Here is an 18528-nt window from a genome sequence, read left to right as displayed (position 1 = left end):
CCTCCAGCCGAGGACGCAAGCACGTATCCGCACCTCAACTTCCCCTGCTCTGCCGCGGCACCATGTGGATGTGTACCGGGCATGGGCAGACACCGGGCTGCTCTGCGCGCTCGCGCGCAGGCCAGTCCTGCTCGACAAGATCTTGGATCTCTACGGGGCATCTCTCGTGGTAACTCAGGCAGTTGCCGCGGAGATCAGGCGGCTCTCGGGGACATCCGAAGCGCAGCGTACGCCCCAGACGCGATTGCTGTGCAGCGGTGCCGATACCGTCGTCCGATACCTCAATGATGGACGGATCGCGGAATGCCCCCTTCCGACTGGGTCGGACACGTTCGACACGTTCGACAAACTCGACCAGGTGCTAAGGAAGTTGCGAGGAATCGATGCTGCCGCAGCTGAACGTGCCGGCAGGACCACGGATGCTGTGGCCTCTGCGCACAAGCATGCCGGGGAGACACACAGCATTGTCTGTGCCGCGCGAATCGTAGAGCTCGGGGGCAAGACCGTGCTCCTTACGAATGACGGTGGCGCGATCACAGTCGCGGAGAGCTACGGCATCCCCTGCAAGGATCTCGGGCAGCTCCTGGCCGAGCTCGGGTGCGAAGCTGATCCGGTGGACGCTGCAGATCTGTTCAACAGCTTCAACGAGGTGACACGGACGTTCGCTACCGTCCCTGCGTATCGTCAGCCGACTGCCGCAAGTGCTTTCCGCTGCTTGAAGCACGGCGATACATGCCGACTCTGCGGTTGACCAGGTTAACCGATCACTCGCTGTTTCATATCCCACCCGGCCTCGCTCAGCTGCAAGCGAGCGTCCTCGACAGAACCATCAGCGATGACGTCTGCAACAGCTTGCAGACTTACGAGTTGCTCAGCGTAAGCATCGAGGACCTGTTGGGATAGCCGCTCCGAGGGGAAGTTCTGCCCTCGGGTTGAATTCAACTCATCCCACACGGTGGAATTTCCCGAAAGGCGCATCAGGTCGCCGACTTTAGCTGTCTGACAAAACCTCATGAGCGATGTTTCGAAGACGTCTTCTGCGGCTTCACTAAGCGCAATCATCGCGGCGTCGCGGCTCACCCCGTAAGTCAGAACAATGTCCGCAATTAGTGCAGCCGCTTGGGCCTTGGTCGAAATTGCTCCGCACTGCTCCAGTTTCCCCAAAAGCGCTTCTTCTGGCAGCAGGAAGTGCCGCGCAAAGGAGTTTGCAATCCTTTCGGGGCGCAGGTCTTGCATTTTTGCGCGATCGACGATCACTTGGCCGGGATCATTCTGCAGGACGTGACAAAGTTCGTGAGCCAACGTGAAACGTTGTCTCGACCAAACGTCATTTGAGTTGATTACTACGACCCAGGAAACTTGGTCTCCCCATTTTTCGGGGATTGAGATCCCATGGACCTGGTCTGGTAGTTTCCTGTACTCGACCGGGACGCCGAGGCTCTCAACTAGACCCGTTAGGTCCTCTACTGGCTCAGTCTCGCTGAAGTCTAGGTAGGCCCTCAGGCGCGCGGCAGTTCTCTCGCCGGCGTAACGGTCATGCCAAACCTTCGATGGGGCGAAGCTTGCCACGTCTATGATGGGCTGAGCGCAACCCCAGTCGCGTGTCAGACGATCCGTAGCCAGCAATTGAGTAGCGTGAGAAACGACATCGCTAACGTCGTGAATTCCCTCAACGGTTCCAAGCCGTAGGCTTACTCCCATTGATGGTTCGTCGCCTTGGAGTAGCAAGCCGGGAGCCACTCTGAAAAAGGCGCTCAACAAAGTTGCTTCGTATGCGGAAGGAAGGCGGGAACCAGAAGTCAACGCAGTATATGATTCCTTGGACCCCAGCAGGTCAAGCAGGGTTTCCGGTGTAACGCCTTCACGCGTGACTAGCGTATTAAGGGTGTGCTTGAAACGCTCTTCGCGCGTGCTGGTTGCTGCCATCATCACCCCTTCCGCCGTGTCCTTCAGTCTCGGCCGTCCACATCTACTACCCAGTGTGGCAGAGTCCTTGTACTCGCACAGGCAGCTGCACTGGTCCGCGGACTTGATACAGCTAAGACTAGTGCCCACCACTGACAGTGGCTCTGTCGTGGACGTGCTGTGTGACTGTAGGGAACTGCATGTTGGCAGCGGTAGGGGGCATCCATCCTGACCTGTGCTGTCTGGCAAAGGGGCGTAAGCGCCGCTGTACGTTAACCAAGGATGGCGTGCGCCGACCGCCCCAGCGACAGCGTGCTTTCCCTCCCCGCCTGCATGCACGCAGCGCGCCGCCTCCGCGCGCGTGCCCGCGCCGTGCGCGGGCCTTGAGGCGGCAGGGAAAGTTGCGCCGCCATAGCTCTCGAACCAGGCACGCCTGACCAGGCACGGGAGGATGCCATGGCACGCTTGTGCGTGACGACGAGCACGAGAAGGGAGAGCGCGTGTCGCAGGAGGCCAGCCCTCGCGGAACCTTCCTCAAGATCGCCGATGTAGTGAAGGCGGAGATCGACGCCAAGCCAGAGATGGCCGAGCTGCCGTCAGCTGTGGAGCTCATGCGCGAGCATGGCGTCTCACGCGGCGTCGCGCTGCGCGTCTTTGGCGTGCTTGAGAGGGAGGGGCGTGCCGAGCGAGTGCCGGGAGGGCGGTGGCGCGTCGTTCGTCCGGGGCAGGACCGGGACCGCCGTCCGCTGGCCGAGCTGGTCGCTGAGGTGATTCGTTCGGACAACCTGAACGTGGGAGACAGGTTCCCCAGCACAAGCACCCTGGCTACACGGTTCAGTGTCTCACGCCCAACGGTGGCCAAAGCGCTCGACAAGCTCGAAGCAGCCGGCCTGCTGTCGGCGAGCCAGCAGGGAAAGCAGCGAACTGTACTGGCCCTGCCGGGCCGAGAGGAGCGTTCGTAGCGTGAGCAGCGCGGGACTGACCGACTGGGCCTATCCGCTCGCGGAGTCGTTGCTCGCCGAGCCGCTACCGCGGCGGTGGGCGCACTCGCTCGGGGTCGCCGAGCGTGCTCGGGTCATCGCGCCGATCTTGGGCGACGATGCCGAGCTGCTGGAGGCCGCGGCGGTGCTCCATGACATCGGCTACTCCCCCGACCTTGCCAAGACCGGATTCCATCCGCTCGACGGAGCCCGGCACCTGCGGGACGTCGCCAACGCTGATGCTCGCGTGACCCGTCTCGTGGCTCATCACTCCTGTGCCTGGATGGAGGCTGAGGCCCGGGGCCTGCGCGAGGAACTGGAATCCGAGTTCCCACGGGAGGATGCGGAGCTCTCCGACGCGCTCTGCTTCTGCGATATGAATACGACGCCGGATGGGACCCCGACGAATCCCGTCGACCGCGTGAACGAGATCGCGGGGCGGTACGGGTCGGACAGCCTGATCGGCACGTTCATCCGGCGCGCTGAGCCGGAGATCCTGGCCTGCACTGCCCGTGTGCTCGAACGGGTCGCCACGCTGAAGCGTCAGCCGATGTAGGGAGCCGTACGGGTCCGGTCCATGGCGTGCTCGATACGGAGCCGCATCGTGGGGTGGATGTCGAGTTCTGCCAGGTCTGCCGGGGCCACCCAGCGGACCTGTGTCGTCTCGTTGCTCGTACGCACGTCCCCGCCGATGGGTCGGGCGCGGAAGCAGATGCTGAACTGCTGGCGCGCCTCGCCGTCGTCGTACAGCATCACGTGACCCGGGTCGGTGTAGATCCCCGACATGTCGACGACTTCGGCCTTGATTCCGGTCTCTTCCCAGACCTCTCGCACGACCGTGTCGCTGATGGATTCTCCGACGTCGTGGCCGCCACCGGGGAGCGCCCAGCGGCCGTTGTCGGACCGTTGGATGACCAGCACCTCGCCTGCGTCGTTCTGCAAGAACGCCACGACGGACGGAACCACCGAGTTGGCCGGCGGGGCTTCGGGGTCGTGAAGGTAGTCGATGCGTCCCATGCTCAGGCTCCCGTGAGGTCGTGTTCCGTCACCTGGCGCGCGCCTCCCCAGGTCTGCTCGATGCTATTCGCGTACGTGTCGAAGAGGCCGCCGCCTGGTAGGCGCCGTAGGTGCAGGACGGGTGCCATATACGCGCCGATGCCGTAGACGTGGGTGTTCACGAGCATCTCGTCATCGGCACGGAACAGCGAGTTGTAGAGCGTCGCGTCGTGGAGACGGAAGCCGATGTCCGGGTGGCTCTGGAACAGCGGGCGGTAGTTCATCAGCGCGTTGCGGATCTTGCCGTCCATGATCTGGTGGCCCTCGTCTATGCCACGCTGCTTCACCGCCGCGCAGTCGGGGTCCCCGAGCAGGATGCGCACCTGAGCGTTCCCCTGCGTCTTGGTCTTGAGCAGGTCGTGAAAGAGCGGATCCTCCGAGAGCCACAGTCCGGAGTAGACGAGCACGTCGATATGCGACGTCGCCCGGCCGTAGATCTCCCGCCACAGGCCGGTGGGCACCATGTGCCGATGCGGGTAGACCGTCACGATCTCCGCTTTGCTCAAGTCGGTCGCGCTATCCACCATGCGGGAGTCCTCCCACAGGGTCGTCACCTCGACTTTGAGCACTGATGCGGTCGCGTACTGATGTCTCCTGTACGGGACTTTCCCCTGCGTGATCCACCGCTCAACCGTCTTCGGGTTGACCTCGATCGCTTCGGCCAGATCCTGCACGGTCATGCCCTGGGCCAAGAGGGCGGACCGTAAGCGCTCGTTGGACACCTCAACCCCCGGTGGGACATCTAGGGACGTCCTGACGGTAGCGAGATGACCCCCAGGTGTCCATGCGCGGGGTGAACAACGCCCCTCACCTGCACCGATTCTGATGGTGCGCCAAGAAGTTCCGGCGCGAGGAGCGGAGAGTCCGCCGTCAAGCTTGACGAGACTCGATGAAGTACCTGTAATAGAGGTACTGCATCGCGCTTCGAGCTCGACAGCGGTTCCCAGCACACCTGAGGGGCCTTCTTTGGGCTGCTCATCAGCAAAGGGCGGGGACGCTGCAATCCCGCTAAAGGCCAGGTAGGACGCAATGGGCTTCGGCCCGACTGGCGAGGTGGCCCGGCGACCGCGAGCAACGGCCGGAGAGTGGGGACGAGGTCCCCCTTGCAGTGCGCCACCCGAATGACCTGCGAGAAGAGGAGTTCTGATGCGGCAGTTAAGTACCTGGGCGCTGCTCGTGCTGGACCGGCACAAGTGGTGATGCCCTTCGCGTCTCCCTGATCCGCCGTGCAAGCGCACCGGGATAGCCGGTGACTCGCGGAGTCAGGTCACCTGCGCGGCGCATGCCGCGGCCGGTTGCCTCCGCTGCTCGTCTCGCACGAGCAGCGCTGAGGGGAGCCGGAACTGGCCGGACCCAAAACCGAGGGGAGAACCTCGTGCCGAAGTACAGCTTCACCGCCGAAGAACTCGCCGACACCCTGACCCCTGGGGAGATCACGAGCGCAAGCGGCACGTTGAGCGCATCCTCGCCGCAGGCCGCCAAGGAGGCGGTCGAGCGCAGTTTGCGCAGCAGGGGATACGAGCCGACCGGAAGCATCACGGTCACTCAGAAGTAGGCATACCTGCCTGCCCCACCTACACCCGATGAACGGCGCGCGGTCCCCGGAGAGGCAACTCCGGGGACCGCTTTTTGGGGCCGTACCTACTGCTAGGGAGACACGACCCATGAAGTACATCGTTGCACGTCAGGTGGCCGTTACCGCCGTCTCTGACGACCGTGAGCCGACCGGCGCGGAGCTGGACGCGATCGAGCGAGAGATGCCGTTGATCGCGGCGGAGGTCGAGCTTTTGGATGCGCAGATCGGTCTGCTCGATCGGCCGGCCAGTGAGCTGGACGAGCGGCGCGTCCGCCGTGCCCGTAGCCGGGTGCTGGCGGCGCGGCGTGATCTGGCCAACCGTACGGCCGGCGTGCCCGGCGGACCGGCGGTGGCATGATGCCGACCGCCCAGATGTCCAGTAGCGGCGGGCCGTGGCGCCTGTATGTCGCGCTGATGGGCGCCACCGAGTGGCCGGACTTCCGTTGGGAGCGGCCGGCCCCCGTGCCCACGATCGCCGAGCGTCGGACCGTCCTCGCGACCCTTGGCTACGAGCCGGTCCCCGGCTCCGAGTGGTCGTGGATCGAGGACACCGCCACACACGGCGATGACACCTCGCCCGTGGTGCTGATCGCTGCCATCGACGTGCGGGAGCTGACGGGCGGTGCGTCATGAACCGCTTCGGCAAAGGGTTGCTCGTGCTCGCCCTGGTCGCCGTCGTCGCGATGGCGTTCCGAGTGTCGTGGAACGCGCTACGGGACGTCGCCACGGCGACGGGCGCGGACGCTACCGCGGCAACGCTGTACCCGTTCGTCGTCGATGGCCTCATGGCTCTCGCGCTGGTCGCCACCCTGGTGCTGACTGGGGACGCGCGACGGTTCGCGTTGCGGGTGCTGGCCACCTACACGCTCGCCTCGCTGGTCCTGAACTACGTCCACGGGCTGGTGCCGGAGTTGCACGGTCGATCGGTCGACTGGAGTCGACTGGCCGACTGGGACCCGGCGAACTGGGCCCTTGTCCTGCTCGCCACATCGCTGCCGGTCGGCTCGATCTACTTCGGCTCCGACCTCGTCGCCAAGGTCCTGCACCACCGACCGGACCCCACCCCGAAACCTGCCGAATCGGCAGAAATCAGCATAGATCGGTCGACGGCTGACCTGGGCGAACAGGCTGAGCTGCTCGCCGCACGGGTCGAGGAACGGCCTGCCCGACCGGTCGAGCCGGTTCCGGCGGTGGTCGAGGAGAGAGAGCCGGTGCCGGTCGGTGCGGTGGCGGCCGAGCAGCCGCGGGTTCGTCGGACGACCGGTCGACTCCCGCAGTCGGCCCGATCGGCACGACCGGTCCGCACGGCCGAGGAGCTGCTGATCGAGGCCCGCGAGGCGACCGCCGGTTGGGCGGTCGAGGAGCTCACGGCCGAGGGCATCCGCAAGGCCGTACGCACGTCGCCGGCGAAGGCCCGGGGGTTGCGCGAGACGCTACGCGCCGAGCGCACCACGCCCGCCGAGCCGCTGCCGGTGTCTGAGGGCGCCTGATGCGGCTGACGCGTGCCGACTGCTTCGACCCCACGGGCGAGCGGTTCGGCATCCCCACCTACCCGTGGCGGTGCGCGCCGGAGGGCTACGCCACCCGCCGACAACTCCGGGCCGCGGGACTTCGCCCCGGAGGGCAGCCGGTAGCGGCCCAGTGCCTGCGGCCGCGCCGGCGCCGGGGGCCGCTGGTCGCCTACCTCTACCGCGTCGACCGCGCCATGCCCGTGCGCCCGATGACCCCCGGCCGATGGCGAGCGCTGGCCAAGGCCAACGCCACACGGCGTCAGTGTCCCGGCTGCGGGCGCGACGCCGGATACGTCCTCCCCGCCGCGCTGGGCACCTGCGTGCCCTGCGCCTATCCCGAAGGGACCAGCGATGGAATCGCTGCCTGAACTCGCCCGTGTGGTGCAGCTCCCCGACGGCACCCACGTCTACGTCGACCCCGCCCACCTGCCCGCCGCCTACTCCGGGCCTCAGGTCGTTCACCAGCACGTGCACCAGGCGCCGCCGGACCGGACGGTGCAGCGCATCGCGCTCGGCTCCGGGGTCGGCGCCGGCGCGGTCGCGGCCGGCGTCTACTTCGGCCCGCTGCTGGTCGGCGTGCTCACCGCCCTGGCCGCCAACCTCGCCCTCCTCGCCCTCCTCGCCGCGGTCTGCGCGTGGGGCGTCGTCACCGTCGTCAAGTCGGTCGCCGGCACCGAGGGCAGGGCGGCCGCGAAGAGCATGCGCAGGGTCCGCCGGCGCTGACGGCTGCCTGCGGTTCCCGCACGGTGCGGGGGCCGTGGGGAGCCGGACAGCCCGGCCCCGGACAGGAGACAGACCGTGGCGCGTGAACCCAAGCTCACCACCGGCGAGAAGGCGAAGGTCGCCTGGTACGTCGCCCGGATGGCCAAGCGCGGCCTCGCCGACGACCGCCTCACCGGCGGCCGCGTCCACCAGCGCGACTTGGAACGCAAGGTCGAGCGTGTCATCGAGCAGGCCCGCACCCGCGAAGAACAGCGCGACGCCAAGAAGAACCGCCGCAAGTAGCTGTGCCCCGGGGCGGCCGACAGCCGCCAAGCATCCAGGCCGCCCCGGGCCCCTGACCACCCCTTCGAGCAGCAGGAGACACCCAGCATGACCGACACATCCGCGGGCCCGCACCTGCAGCCCGTGCCCCCGATAGACCGAGACGACGATGCGCCGGCCGTGCCGGTGCCGGTCGACAACCCCGCCCTGCCGGACCCAAAGGTGCGGATCGAGAAGCGCAAGCCGGTCCTCGCGACGTGGCTGACGAACCGGCGCGACTTCGCCGCCACCGCCCGCCACAGCGCGGCGAACGCCGGGTACGCGACGCTGTATCACGGGGTGCGGCTGCCCGTGTATGCCGGACGACTCGCCCTCATGTCCCCCCGCGGAGCCTGCCGCTTCGTCGCCACGACGAACCGGTGGGTGTGGGACCGCGAGGCCGCACCCCTGCGGGCGTACGCGGTGCAGACCGAGGACATCGACGAGTACATGTGCCTCGCCCGGCTCCGCGCCGGCCGCGTCCGCCTGCGCGGACTCGTGACCCTGGTTGCCGCGGTGTTCGGGGTTGGATTCGCCCTCTACCTCTACGTCATGGCGCCAGCGTTCCTGTACGCGTTCGCCGCGGGCGGCGTTCTCCTCCTCGGACTCGGCGGACAGCAGCCGGACGCCCCGGTTGTGGGGCCGGCGGTGTTGAAGACCGAGGTGCAGAAGCTCACCGGCTCCATCGTCCTGCGCGGGCTCGATTCGATCGGGAACGCGAAGGTCACGGCCGCGATCAAGAAGGGCGGTGACATGAACGGCCTGCGGTTCGTCTCCGAGATCGTGCGGGACGGGCCCGGCTACCGCGCCGACCTCGATCTCCCCTACGGCGTCACACCCGAGGACATCATGGAGGCCCGCAAGCCCCTCGCCTCCGGGCTGCGCCGCAAGACCGGCTGCGTCTGGCCCTCCCCGGACCCTGAGCAGCACGAAGGGCGCCTGGTGCTGTGGGTGGGCGACAAGCCGATGAACGAGACGTCGAAGCCGGCATGGCCGCTGGCCAAGTCTGGGACGGTGGACCTGTTCCGGCCGGTGGTGTTCGGCAACGACCAGCGCATGCGCGACGTCGCCGTCACGCTCATGTTCGCCTCCGTGGTCGTCGGGTCCATCCCGCGCATGGGCAAGACGTTCCTCATGCGGCTGCTCCTGCTGATCGCCGCACTCGACCCGCGCTCCGAGGTGCACGCGTTCGACTTCAAGGGCACCGGCGACTTCGGCGCCCTCGAACCCGTCTGCCATCGCTACCGCGCCGGCGAGGAGGACGACGACATCGCATACGTCCTCGAGGCGCTGCGGGAGTTGAAGGAGGAGCTGCGGCGGCGGGCGAAGGTCATCAAGTCGCTGCCCCGCTCCCGGTGCCCGGAGTCGAAGGTGACGCCGGAGCTGGCGGGTGACAAGGGCCTTGGTCTGCACCCGATCGTGGTCGGGTTCGACGAGTGCCAAGTCGCGTTCGAGCACGAGGAGCACGGCAAGGAGATCGAGGCCATCTGCACGGACCTGGTCAAGCGCGGTCCCGCGCTCGGGATCGTGGCCATGTTCGGCACCCAGCGCCCCGACGCGAAGTCCCTGCCGACCGGCATCAGCGCGAACGCCGTGCTCCGGTTCTGCCTGAAGGTGATGGGGCAGCCCGCCAACGACATGGTGTTGGGCACGTCGATGTACAAGTCCGGGTACCGGGCCACCATGTTCTCCCGCTCGGATCGGGGCATCTGCTGGATGGCCGGTGAAGGTGACGACCCGCGCATCGTCGCGTCCGCGTTCGTGGACGCGGTCGCCGCGGAGCGCATCGTCGCCCGGGCCCGCGTCGCACGCGAGGAGTACGGGAACGTCACCGGCCACGCCATCGGCCAAGGCCCCGAGAAGACCGGCACCGGTTCCGACATCCTCGCCGACGTCCTCAACGTCATCGCGAGCGAGGAGAAGGCCGTGTGGTGCGAGCGCATCGCCACCCGGCTCGCCGCTACGCAGCCGGACACCTACGGCGGGTGGCAGGGCGAGAACGTCACCGCCGCGCTCAAGCCCTGGGGCATCAAGCCGGGCCAGGTGTGGGGCCAGACCGACGACGGAGAGGGCGCGAACCGGCGCGGCATCAAGCGCGCCGACGTCACCGCCGCAATCACTCGTCGTAACGCCGACCGGGCCGCCGCCTGACCCGAGCAGCACCGCTAGACCTAGCACCCCAGCTTGCTAGGTCTAGCGGCCTCACTAGCGACCCACACCGCCGCTGATCAGCGAACTAGCGTCTAGCGCCCACCAGCGCAAACCCCCGAATCCGCCCTGAGAGGGGAGGTGACACCCCTATGGCTCTCGCTAGCCTCGCCGTCCTGCTCACGCTTGCTGGTTACGCAGCGTTGTGCGCGCTCAGCCCGTTCGGGCCCTGCCGCAAGTGCTCCGGGACCGGCATTCGCACCGTCCGCCGGCGGACCGTCAAGGTCTGCCGCCGCTGCCGCGGAGCCCGCTACCGCCTCCGCGTCGGCCGCCGCCTGCTCAATACCGGACGCACCATCCACCGCGCCGGCACTCGACCCGCCACCACGGAACGGAGGTTCACGGCATGGCCGTAACCGTCTCGCTCGTCCTGCTCTTCGGGCTCGTGCTGTTCTTCCTGCTCCGCTCCCACAGCCTCGGGGCAGGCAGCGCGTTCACCGCCGCCGGGTTCGGCTTCTTCCTCGCCTCCACCGGGGCCGCCGAACCCATCAACAACCTCATCACCGCCGTCATCAGTGCCATCCCCGCCCTGTAGAGATCCACCGGCGGGTGGGACGTGGCTAGGGTGCCGCGGCGAGCTTCTGGCCGGCCCCGGCCTGAGGAGGGATGACGGCCGTAATCGGCTCGCGGTGCTGTTCCCAGTGGGCGGCGATCCACTTCTTGTGCGTCGCGGTGATGGGCACAGTCAGCGGCTTGCCCTGGAGCTTGGCGTATTCGTCCCAGGCGAGGGTCTTCGGCGCGACGTCCAAGGTGAGCGTGGTCGGTTCGATGGCGATCTGGCCCAGGTCGAACAGCCGGTGGACGTCCTTGCGCAGCAGGAGCCCGCCGGAGGTGTGGTGCTTGCCGTTGGCGGCGTAGCTGTAGAGGTGGGCTGCATCGAGGACGTAGGCCGGCATGGGGCCGGTGAACGCGCACATCTGGCCGAAGGATTCCAGCAGGGCCGCGCGGAAGGCGGGCTGTCCCTTGCGTGCCCTGACGGTGCGCTTGGTGTGGCCGCCGGCGATGACCTCGCGGGTGGTGTCGACGACGTCGAGCGGGGTGGCGTTCTTCCCGGTCTCGACACGGGCGCGGAAGTCGTCCCACCTCAGCCGGCGCAGCGCGTTCTGTGACTTCTTCTCCTCGCACAGGGCGCGGAGTTCGGTTCCGGACACGTGTCCGTGCAGATCGATCCAGCCCGACTCGTAGCGGGCCTGGTAGGTGGTCACGGGCACGGTCTCGACCGCAGGCTTGTCGAACTCGGCCTTGCACGCACTCGTCCAGCAGCGGTACTTGGGCGTCATCGTCTTGCGTTCGGCGATGTCCGCCTTCCCGCACTCAGGGCACGAGCTGAGGTCCTTCGTCCCGGTGCCGGTCTTGATGTGCTCGATGACGGACGTACCCAGCAGAGTGTCGCCGTTCCAGAGCGCGATCACGTCACCGACCTGGACGTGGGCCGAGTTCGGGACCCGGCTGTCCCAGCTGTAGTGGGTCGAGCTGCTGTCGTCGTAGCCGCCGCCGACCCGCTTCGGGTCGTCCCCGAGATACATCAACCACGCCGTCATCCGACTCCCCGTGCCCTCTCCGCCTCACCGTTCCTCCCGCCACCGCGACGAGAGGCGTCCGCTGATCAACCTACCGACGCCCACCGACAACCGGCCCCGCGATCACGGCGCCGGGTCCCCGCGTGGTGTGTCACGACAAGGGAGGGCAGCCCCCATCTCACGCCAATGAAGTCGGGGCCGCCCTCATCACCAGCAATCACCGAGAGAACTGGAGACATCCAGCATGCCTCACAACCGCGACCACCGCGCCCATCGCTCCCCGGTCCACTCGCTGCGCCACGGCCACGCTGGGGGTGGCGGCATGAGCGAGACGCTGTACCCCCTCCACACCGCGCTGAGCCTCGCGGCCTCGGGCGTGCCCGTGTTGCCTCTGCGCCGGGGGAAGGTGCCGTTCGGCAACTGCAGCTCCTGCGCGGGCAACGCGTGCGGCGGCCGGCCGAGCATGAAGACGCCGGGCCCCTGCCGCTGTCCCGGCGTCTGCCACGCATGGGCCGCCGCCACCACCGACCCGGCCGTCATCGTCTCGCCCCTGTGGGTGGCTGCGTGGCGGGGGGCGGTGTGCGTCGGCTACCACCCCGGCGGCGCCGGGCTGACCGTGGTCGACCTGGACCACGCGGACGCCATCGCATGGGCCCGTACCGCACTGCCCGCAACGCGGACCGTGCCGACGACGCGCGGTCAGCACTGGATCTACCGAGGCGCCATCGCGTCACGCAACGCGGTGCAGCCCGGGGTCGACATCAAGTCGTCCATGTCCTACGCCCGCTATCTAGGGCCCGGCACCGGAGCGATGGCCGATCTGCCGGAATCCGTCCGCGCCCTGGCCGCTCGGAGTGCCCGCGCGGTTCAGCCGGCGGACGTCGGCACCGTGCCCGTGCCGGTCGGTGGTGGGGAATGCCGGCACCGCACGCCCGTCTTCCTGGAGCGCGGTATCGCCATGGCGGAGCAGCGCATCACCGAGGCCCGGGCCCAGGTGCACGCCACCGTGTACCGGACGTTCCTCGCGGTGCTGTCCGTGCACGGCCGGTGCGGCTGCCTGACCGAATCCCACGTCGGGCGGCTGTTCACGGCCGCGCAGGCCAAGGGCGAGAGCTTGCGGCACTGCACTGACGCGTGGGCCAACGCCCGCTCCGCATTGGGGGTGTGAGCCATGTCCGACGACGACAAGAGCCCCGCGCGCGAGATCATCACCAACTATGCGCAGGCAAACTTCCGGTACTTCCGCACCGCCGACGGCACCGTCTACGCGCAGCGGAACGGCCACCCCGTCGCGCGGCCGATCCGGTCCCAGGGCACGACGGGCAGCCACCGCCAGGAACTCATGGTCGACCTGTTCCGCGACGGCATCGGAGTGTTCAACGGCACCGCCCTCAAAGAAGCCCTGGACCTCATTGAGGCGTTGGCGCTGACCGAGGAGACCCAGCCCGTGCACATCCGGGTCGCGCCCGGGTTCGACGGCGCCACGTGGCTCGACCTCGGCCGCGCAGACGGGCAGTCGGTGCGCATCCACCCCACCGGGTGGGCGATCGCTGTCCCGGATCCGCGTGAGGTGTGCTGGCGGCGCACCCAGCTCACCGGGGAACTGCCGCTGCCGGTGAAGGACACCGACGGGAAGGGCATCGACCTCCTGTTGCGGTTGACCAACTTCGCCACGGCGGAGACCGAATGCCTGGCCCTCGCCTGGCTCATCGGCAGTCTCGGACCGTCCGTCCCCGTCCCGGCCCCGTTCCTCACCGGCCCACAGGGCGCGGGGAAGTCGACGGCCGGGCGGATGCTCATGCGGATCGTCGAGGGGATGAGCAGCGACCTTCGGCGGGCGCCGAAGGACGAGGAGAACCTGATCGCGGCCGTGGCGGCCGGGTGGGTCACCGCCCTGGACAACCTCTCCCACATGACGCCAGACCTGTCGGATGCGATGTGCTGCATCGTGACCGGCGCCGAGAGCGTCAAGCGTGCCTTGTTCACCGATGGGGACGTCGTCCGGGCCCGCTACCGGCGCCCGCTGTTGCTGACGGGTATCGACGTGGGCGTGATCCGGCCCGACCTCGCCGAACGGCTGCTGCCCCTGAGGCTGGAGCGGCCGCGGGTACGGCGGACCGAGGCGGAGCTGTGGGCGGAATACGAGCAGGTTCTGCCCGTCATCCTCGGCTCGCTGCTGGACCTTGCGGTGAAGGTGCGGGCCGCCGAGGCGGACATCCCGACCGACCTGCGGATGGCCGACTTCGCGCACCTGTGCGCGCAGCTCGACACCGCGACCGGCTTCGGCTCGCTGGCCGCCTACCGGGCCAGCCTGGACGACCTCAACGACGACGTCATCGAGGGCGACCTCCTCGCCCAGACCGTGCTCAAGCACGCGGCCGGCATGACACCGGGCGAGGAGTCGCGGATGACGTCCTCGGAGTGGCTGTACGCGCTCACCGGCCTCTACAGCGGCGAGGAGTGCCGTCCGCTGCCGAAAGGATGGCCGACCACGGGCAAAGTCCTCTCCGACCGGCTCAAGCGCCTTCAGCCCACCCTCGCCGCCCGGGGCGTGGTCGTCGACTGGGGCCGCACCGGCGCCGCCCGCTACATCGAAATGACCCGCCCGGCCGCACACCAGCAGGACGCGCTGCACTGACCTGCCGCACCGTGCGCGGAGCGGACAAGCAAGAAGAGCACCGGGCGCCCGCGGAGACGTGCTCCTCTTGCGGTTCGGCGGCTCGCCGCCGCCCGAAGGTCGCGCCGCGCAGCGGCTCCGCCTTTCATCTCTGAGCCGCACCCGCACAACAGCAGACGCCCCATTCTCTTGTCCTAAGAGGAGAGACCCTGCGTCACCTGCGTCACCAGTGAGCCGCAAACGGCTTGTGACCAGCCACAGCAGCAGTGACGCAGATGGCAGCCGCTGCGTCATCCTGCGTCATCTGCGTCATGAGTGACGCAAGCCCTGCGTCACCCATGACGCACGCCACGGCTCGCTGCGTCACGAGAGTTCGCAGGCCAGACGCGTGGCGTGACGCGGATGACGCGGTGACGCAGAAATCCGCACCTCGGACAGGCGCGGGCTCCCGAGCAGTCCCAACTCCGTTCGCAGGCCACCCCTGAGGAGTCACCCCATGAACTCCCCCCTGCCCACAAGTCACCAGGCCCTGACCGTGCCCGAGGTCATGAGCGCGCTCCGGATGAGCCGTTTCAAGGTCTACGACCTGATCCGGTCCAAGCGGCTGCCCAGCTTCACCGAAGGGCGACTGCGCCGCGTCCCCGCAGACGCGGTGGCCACGTACATGAAGAACCGTCTTGAGGAGGCCGCCTGATGGCGCGCAAGCGAAACCCGAACGGCGCCGGCAGTATCTGGCAGCGCAAGGACGGGCGGTACGAAGCACGGGTCTACGTCCCGCAGCCGGACGGAACCCGCAAGCGCAAGACCGTCTACGGCGCGACCTGGGAGGAATGCGACGCCAAGCGCCAGGAGCTGGTGCTCAGGGACCGACAGGGCGTCCCCACCCCGACGCGCTCGGCCAAGCTCTCCGAGTGGTTGCCCTACTGGCTGGAGGAGTTCGTCAGGGGCGACCGCAAGAAGACGACGTACGCCAAGTACGAGACGCACGTCCGGCGTTACCTGATCCCCCAGATCGGCTCCAAGCGGCTGGAGAACCTCGGAGCCGCGGACGTGCGCCGCATGCTCGCGGCCGTCACCGTTCAGGCATCTGCGGCGACGGCCAAGGAGTCCCATCGAGTGCTCCGCAGCGCGCTGACGGCCGCGTGCCGAGAGGAACTGATCAGCAGGAACGTGGTCAAGCTCGTCCCCGCACCCCGAGTGCAGCCGAGGGAACTCAAACCGTGGAGCCTGGAGCAGACGACCACCTTCCTGGAGGCCGCGAGGAAGGATCCGCTGTACACAGCCTTCGTTCTTGCCGTGACGCTCGGGTTGCGCCGCGGCGAGATTCTGGGGTTGCGCTGGTCGGACATCGACCTGGAGCACCGCACACTCACGGTGCGGAACCAGCTCCAGCGCGTGCAGAAGGAGCTGTACGAGGACACGACGAAGAACCGCAGGACACGAGCGATCCCCATCCCGCTGATGTGCGTGGCTCCCCTGCGCTGGCAGCGGCTGCGACAGGCCGGACAGCGAGCCGCCGCCGGTGAGAGCTGGCACGGTGGCGACTACGTGTTCACGACTCGCACGGGACGGCCGGTGGAGCCGAGGAATCTCAGCCGGTCGTTCGAGCGCGTATCGGACGACGCGGGGCTCCCCCGCATCCGGCTGCACGACGCCCGGCACGGCTGCGCCACCCTGCTGTTCGCCGCCGGGGTGCCGGCGCGCGTGGTGATGGAGATCCTGGGGCACTCGCAGATCGCCGTCACCATGAACATCTACACCCATGTATCGGACGACAACCGGCGCGAGGCGATGGGTCACATGGACCGGCTCTTGCGACGTCGCCGCCGGTCAGACTGAGGGACTGCCGTCAATTCCTACCGTCAACGCCCCCGCGGCGGCTCGCTGCGGGGGCGTTCTGGCTGGTGGGCGCGGACGGTTTCGAACCGCCGACATCTGCTTTGTAAGAGCAGCGCTCTACCCCTGAGCTACGCACCCGAGAATGAGGCAACAGCCTACATGGACCCGGGGTGGGTGCCGCAAACCAGATCACAAGGGGATCCTCGGTGGTGGGCGGGGGCCCGAGGCCCGGTCGGGAGGCAGCCGCGGGGTGGGCCTGCTGCCTGCCGTCAGGGCGGCTCTCGGGCGGGCGTGGACGGGAGTCGCCGCGGTTCGTTCGTGCGGGTCGTGCCGCCGTCGGCGCCCCGCACGGCACGCGGCCACGTCGGCACGTACTCCACGCGGTACGCGGCGAGGAGGTGCTCCGGGCTCCACCAGCGTGCCAGACACACGGGTGCGCGGGGCTTCGCGGGCACGGCGTCACACCGGGCGCGGCTTCCCGGCCGCGTCGTTCCGCCGCCGCTCAGGTGCCTGCGGGATCGTCACGTGAAGCGTGAACTGACAGGCCCGTGTGTTCGTCCTTACCCAGTGGGAGAATGGACCGGCACGGCGGACACGGCACGGGAGAGGGATGTGACGGCGACACACGCACGGCCGCACGCAGGAGCGAAGGCAAGAGCGGGTGTCGTGCGGGATGCGGCCGCCCTGGTGTTGTTGCCCTTGCCGTTGGTGGTCGCCTCGCTGCCCTTCGCATTCGCGGGAGGCGGGACACGGCGTTGGTTCGGAGGCCGTGGCGAGAGCCAGCGGGCGGACGCCCAGGCCGCGAAGGACGCTGCCGCCGCGGCTTTCTACGAACTGGACACCACCCAACGAGACGTGCGGATCTCCATCGAGACGATCACGGCTGTGGACAGCTCTCCCGGTGCCCGGCACGCGGTCGAGGAGTTCGCCGCGCTCGGGCGGCGGATCGACGAGGTCAGCCACGCGTACATCACCGCGGTCGACGCCCACGACCTCGACCGGGACGATCTGGACCCGTCGGTGGCGGTGCGCGCGCACACGGAGCTGACCAGGGCCAAGGACGAGCTGGTCCGGGTCAAGAGTGAGCTGGACCGGTTCGCTCACGGCCTCGGGCCGCTGCTCGAGAAGGCGGAGACCCAGCTGGCCCGGCTCGCCCCCGCTGTGGAGCGGGCCCGGCAGGCGCTGCTCGCCGCGAGCAACGCCCTCGACACGGTACGCGCCTCGGGCATGCGCGCGGACGACCTCGCCGCCCGGCTCGCCGCCCTCGCCCCTGAGCTGACCAGGCTCAACGAGGGCGCCGGCCGCCACGGCGTGCCCGAGACGCTGCAGCGCGCGGACCGGGTCGTCAGGGAGGCCGAGGCGATTCGGGCCGAGGCCGAGCAGCTTCCGGAGCGTGCGGCCGAGATCGACAAGCGCCTGGTCTCACTCCGCACCCGCGCTCAGGCCCTGACCACGCGCGCCGAGGGTGTCGAGCCCGTCCTCAGCGAGTTGCGCCGCCGCTTCAGCGCCGCCTGCTGGCAGGACCTGCAACCCGTGCCCGCGGAGGCGAACGAGAACGTACGCCGGGCCGAGGAGAAGCTCAAGGAGGCGGCCAAGGCGCGCGACGAGCAGCGCTGGCCCGATGCCACGGCCCTGCTCGGCACGGTCCGGGCCCTGCTGAACAGCACCGACGAGGCCGTCTCGGCCGCCGGTGACCGGCTGCGGCGACTCGACGCCGTCGCCAAGGACCCGGAGCAGGAGATCCAGCGCACCCGGTTCGCCATCCGCGACGCCCAGCGCCTCGCCATGGCCGGACGCAACACACCCGATCCGCGACACGCTCACCCGCTGGACGACTCCGTGGCCCGGCTCGATCGCGCGATCGCCGGTCTCGAGGGGCGCCACCCCGACTACTGGCACTTCCTGGCCGAACTGGAAGCAGTACGGCAGAGCGTGGCCCGCGTCGTGGACCAGATCCGCGGCGAGCGCGGACCGGCGGCCTGACCCGGCCGGCAGTGGTCCGCTCGCCGCTGTCCGTCCGCCCCGCCCCGTCACCCGCGGTCCCGGCATCCGTCGCCCGCCGTCTTTGCTCGGGGGCGTCCGCCCGCCGCCGTTCAGCGGCCGCGACCACGCGGTTGTGGCCGCCGGAAGGGCCTCGCCGTCGGGGCGTCCGTCCACGGGCTGCACCCGGGCTCGGCCGACCGCCGCCTTCGGTGGACGCACTGTTCCGAGGACGGCGGTCCATACGGCCGGAGCGCCGCGCCCCACTCACCCGTGCCGCCCGTTTGTCCGTGTGCCGGAGCGGGCGGATCCT

21 protein-coding genes and 1 tRNA gene are annotated in these 18528 nt (G+C 68.7%); 17 read left to right on the top strand and 5 right to left on the bottom strand.

Annotated elements, in window-relative coordinates:
• The first annotated feature begins 70 nt into the window (after positions 1-70).
• Positions 71-751 (top strand): hypothetical protein, encoded by a 681-nt coding sequence (locus FEF34_RS27335; RefSeq protein ID WP_138055520.1) that lies wholly within the window; start codon positions 71-73, stop codon positions 749-751.
• 5 nt (positions 752-756) lie between these two features.
• Here FEF34_RS27335 and FEF34_RS27330 read toward each other — a convergent pair whose 3' ends face one another.
• Positions 757-1929 (bottom strand): ImmA/IrrE family metallo-endopeptidase, encoded by a 1173-nt coding sequence (locus FEF34_RS27330; protein WP_171053108.1) that lies wholly within the window; start codon positions 1927-1929, stop codon positions 757-759.
• A 476-nt stretch (positions 1930-2405) separates the two neighbouring features.
• Between FEF34_RS27330 and FEF34_RS27325 the strand changes: the two genes are divergently transcribed.
• Both FEF34_RS27325 and FEF34_RS27320 read left to right on the top strand, forming a co-directional pair.
• Positions 2406-2867, top strand: a complete 462-nt coding sequence (locus FEF34_RS27325) for a GntR family transcriptional regulator (RefSeq protein WP_138057747.1) — start codon at positions 2406-2408, stop codon at positions 2865-2867.
• A gap of 1 nt (position 2868) precedes the next feature.
• Positions 2869-3441: an HD domain-containing protein gene (locus FEF34_RS27320; RefSeq protein ID WP_138055518.1), complete on the top strand. Its 573-nt coding sequence runs from the start codon at positions 2869-2871 to the stop codon at positions 3439-3441.
• Here FEF34_RS27320 and FEF34_RS27315 read toward each other — a convergent pair.
• Both FEF34_RS27315 and FEF34_RS27310 read right to left on the bottom strand, forming a co-directional pair.
• Positions 3429-3902, bottom strand: a complete 474-nt coding sequence (locus tag FEF34_RS27315; RefSeq protein WP_138055517.1) for an NUDIX domain-containing protein — start codon at positions 3900-3902, stop codon at positions 3429-3431. The genes FEF34_RS27320 and FEF34_RS27315 overlap by 13 nt on opposite strands.
• 2 nt (positions 3903-3904) lie before the next feature.
• Positions 3905-4621 (bottom strand): MerR family transcriptional regulator, encoded by a 717-nt coding sequence (locus FEF34_RS27310; protein ID WP_108908743.1) that lies wholly within the window; start codon positions 4619-4621, stop codon positions 3905-3907.
• Between the two features lie 695 nt (positions 4622-5316).
• Here FEF34_RS27310 and FEF34_RS27305 point away from each other — a divergent pair.
• From FEF34_RS27305 to FEF34_RS27260, 9 genes are all read left to right on the top strand, one after another.
• The gene (locus tag FEF34_RS27305) at positions 5317-5496 is read left to right on the top strand and encodes a hypothetical protein (protein WP_138055516.1); all 180 of its coding nucleotides are present in this window, start codon (positions 5317-5319) and stop codon (positions 5494-5496) included.
• Positions 5497-5605: 109 nt separating this feature from the next.
• Positions 5606-5875: a DUF6284 family protein gene (locus FEF34_RS27300; protein WP_138055515.1), complete on the top strand. Its 270-nt coding sequence runs from the start codon at positions 5606-5608 to the stop codon at positions 5873-5875.
• A 14-nt stretch (positions 5876-5889) separates the two neighbouring features.
• Positions 5890-6150 carry a DUF6303 family protein gene (locus FEF34_RS27295; protein ID WP_234042578.1) on the top strand — a complete coding sequence of 87 codons (261 nt, stop codon included), beginning with the start codon at positions 5890-5892 and terminating at the stop codon, positions 6148-6150.
• The gene (locus tag FEF34_RS27290) at positions 6147-7007 is read left to right on the top strand and encodes a DUF2637 domain-containing protein (RefSeq protein ID WP_138055513.1); all 861 of its coding nucleotides are present in this window, start codon (positions 6147-6149) and stop codon (positions 7005-7007) included. The genes FEF34_RS27295 and FEF34_RS27290 overlap by 4 nt, the downstream gene beginning before the upstream one ends.
• The gene (locus tag FEF34_RS27285) at positions 7004-7396 is read left to right on the top strand and encodes an RRQRL motif-containing zinc-binding protein (protein ID WP_138055512.1); all 393 of its coding nucleotides are present in this window, start codon (positions 7004-7006) and stop codon (positions 7394-7396) included. Before FEF34_RS27290 ends, FEF34_RS27285 begins: the two co-directional genes overlap by 4 nt.
• Positions 7380-7751, top strand: coding sequence for a DUF6251 family protein (locus tag FEF34_RS27280; protein ID WP_138055511.1), 372 nt, complete (start codon positions 7380-7382; stop codon positions 7749-7751). The genes FEF34_RS27285 and FEF34_RS27280 overlap by 17 nt, the downstream gene beginning before the upstream one ends.
• Positions 7752-7826: 75 nt before the next feature.
• Complete coding sequence (locus FEF34_RS27275) at positions 7827-8033, top strand: DUF6257 family protein (protein WP_138055510.1); 207 nt, start codon at positions 7827-7829, stop codon at positions 8031-8033.
• An 87-nt stretch (positions 8034-8120) separates the two neighbouring features.
• On the top strand, positions 8121-10202 hold the full coding sequence (locus FEF34_RS27270; protein WP_138055509.1) for a cell division protein FtsK: 2082 nt from the start codon (positions 8121-8123) through the stop codon (positions 10200-10202).
• Positions 10203-10605: 403 nt separating this feature from the next.
• Positions 10606-10794, top strand: a complete 189-nt coding sequence (locus FEF34_RS27260) for a hypothetical protein (RefSeq protein WP_017945971.1) — start codon at positions 10606-10608, stop codon at positions 10792-10794.
• A gap of 25 nt (positions 10795-10819) precedes the next feature.
• On the opposite strand, the gene FEF34_RS27255 is transcribed toward FEF34_RS27260, so the two are convergent.
• Complete coding sequence (locus tag FEF34_RS27255; RefSeq protein ID WP_138055507.1) at positions 10820-11800, bottom strand: HNH endonuclease; 981 nt, start codon at positions 11798-11800, stop codon at positions 10820-10822.
• A 301-nt stretch (positions 11801-12101) separates the two neighbouring features.
• On the opposite strand from FEF34_RS27255, the gene FEF34_RS27250 reads away from it, so the two are divergent.
• From FEF34_RS27250 to FEF34_RS27235, 4 genes are all read left to right on the top strand, one after another.
• Positions 12102-12947, top strand: a complete 846-nt coding sequence (locus FEF34_RS27250) for a bifunctional DNA primase/polymerase (protein ID WP_138057746.1) — start codon at positions 12102-12104, stop codon at positions 12945-12947.
• A gap of 3 nt (positions 12948-12950) precedes the next feature.
• The gene (locus FEF34_RS27245; RefSeq protein ID WP_138055506.1) at positions 12951-14417 is read left to right on the top strand and encodes an ATP-binding protein; all 1467 of its coding nucleotides are present in this window, start codon (positions 12951-12953) and stop codon (positions 14415-14417) included.
• 475 nt (positions 14418-14892) lie between these two features.
• A complete protein-coding gene (locus FEF34_RS27240) occupies positions 14893-15090 on the top strand; it encodes a helix-turn-helix domain-containing protein (RefSeq protein ID WP_033271141.1) in 198 nt (65 codons plus the stop codon).
• The gene (locus FEF34_RS27235; RefSeq protein ID WP_138055505.1) at positions 15090-16235 is read left to right on the top strand and encodes a tyrosine-type recombinase/integrase; all 1146 of its coding nucleotides are present in this window, start codon (positions 15090-15092) and stop codon (positions 16233-16235) included. The genes FEF34_RS27240 and FEF34_RS27235 overlap by 1 nt, the downstream gene beginning before the upstream one ends.
• Positions 16236-16298: 63 nt before the next feature.
• Here the strand turns inward: FEF34_RS27235 and FEF34_RS27230 are convergent.
• A tRNA-Val gene (locus FEF34_RS27230) sits at positions 16299-16373 on the bottom strand.
• Between the two features lie 474 nt (positions 16374-16847).
• Here FEF34_RS27230 and FEF34_RS27225 point away from each other — a divergent pair.
• Positions 16848-18218, top strand: a complete 1371-nt coding sequence (locus tag FEF34_RS27225; protein WP_138055504.1) for a hypothetical protein — start codon at positions 16848-16850, stop codon at positions 18216-18218.
• Positions 18219-18528 lie beyond the last annotated feature (310 nt).

Source organism: Streptomyces marianii, from assembly GCF_005795905.1.
Classification (GTDB): Bacteria; Actinomycetota; Actinomycetes; order Streptomycetales; family Streptomycetaceae; genus Streptomyces; species Streptomyces marianii.
Note: the sequence above shows the minus strand (reverse complement) of the source record. Positions and strands in the feature narration are given on the sequence as shown.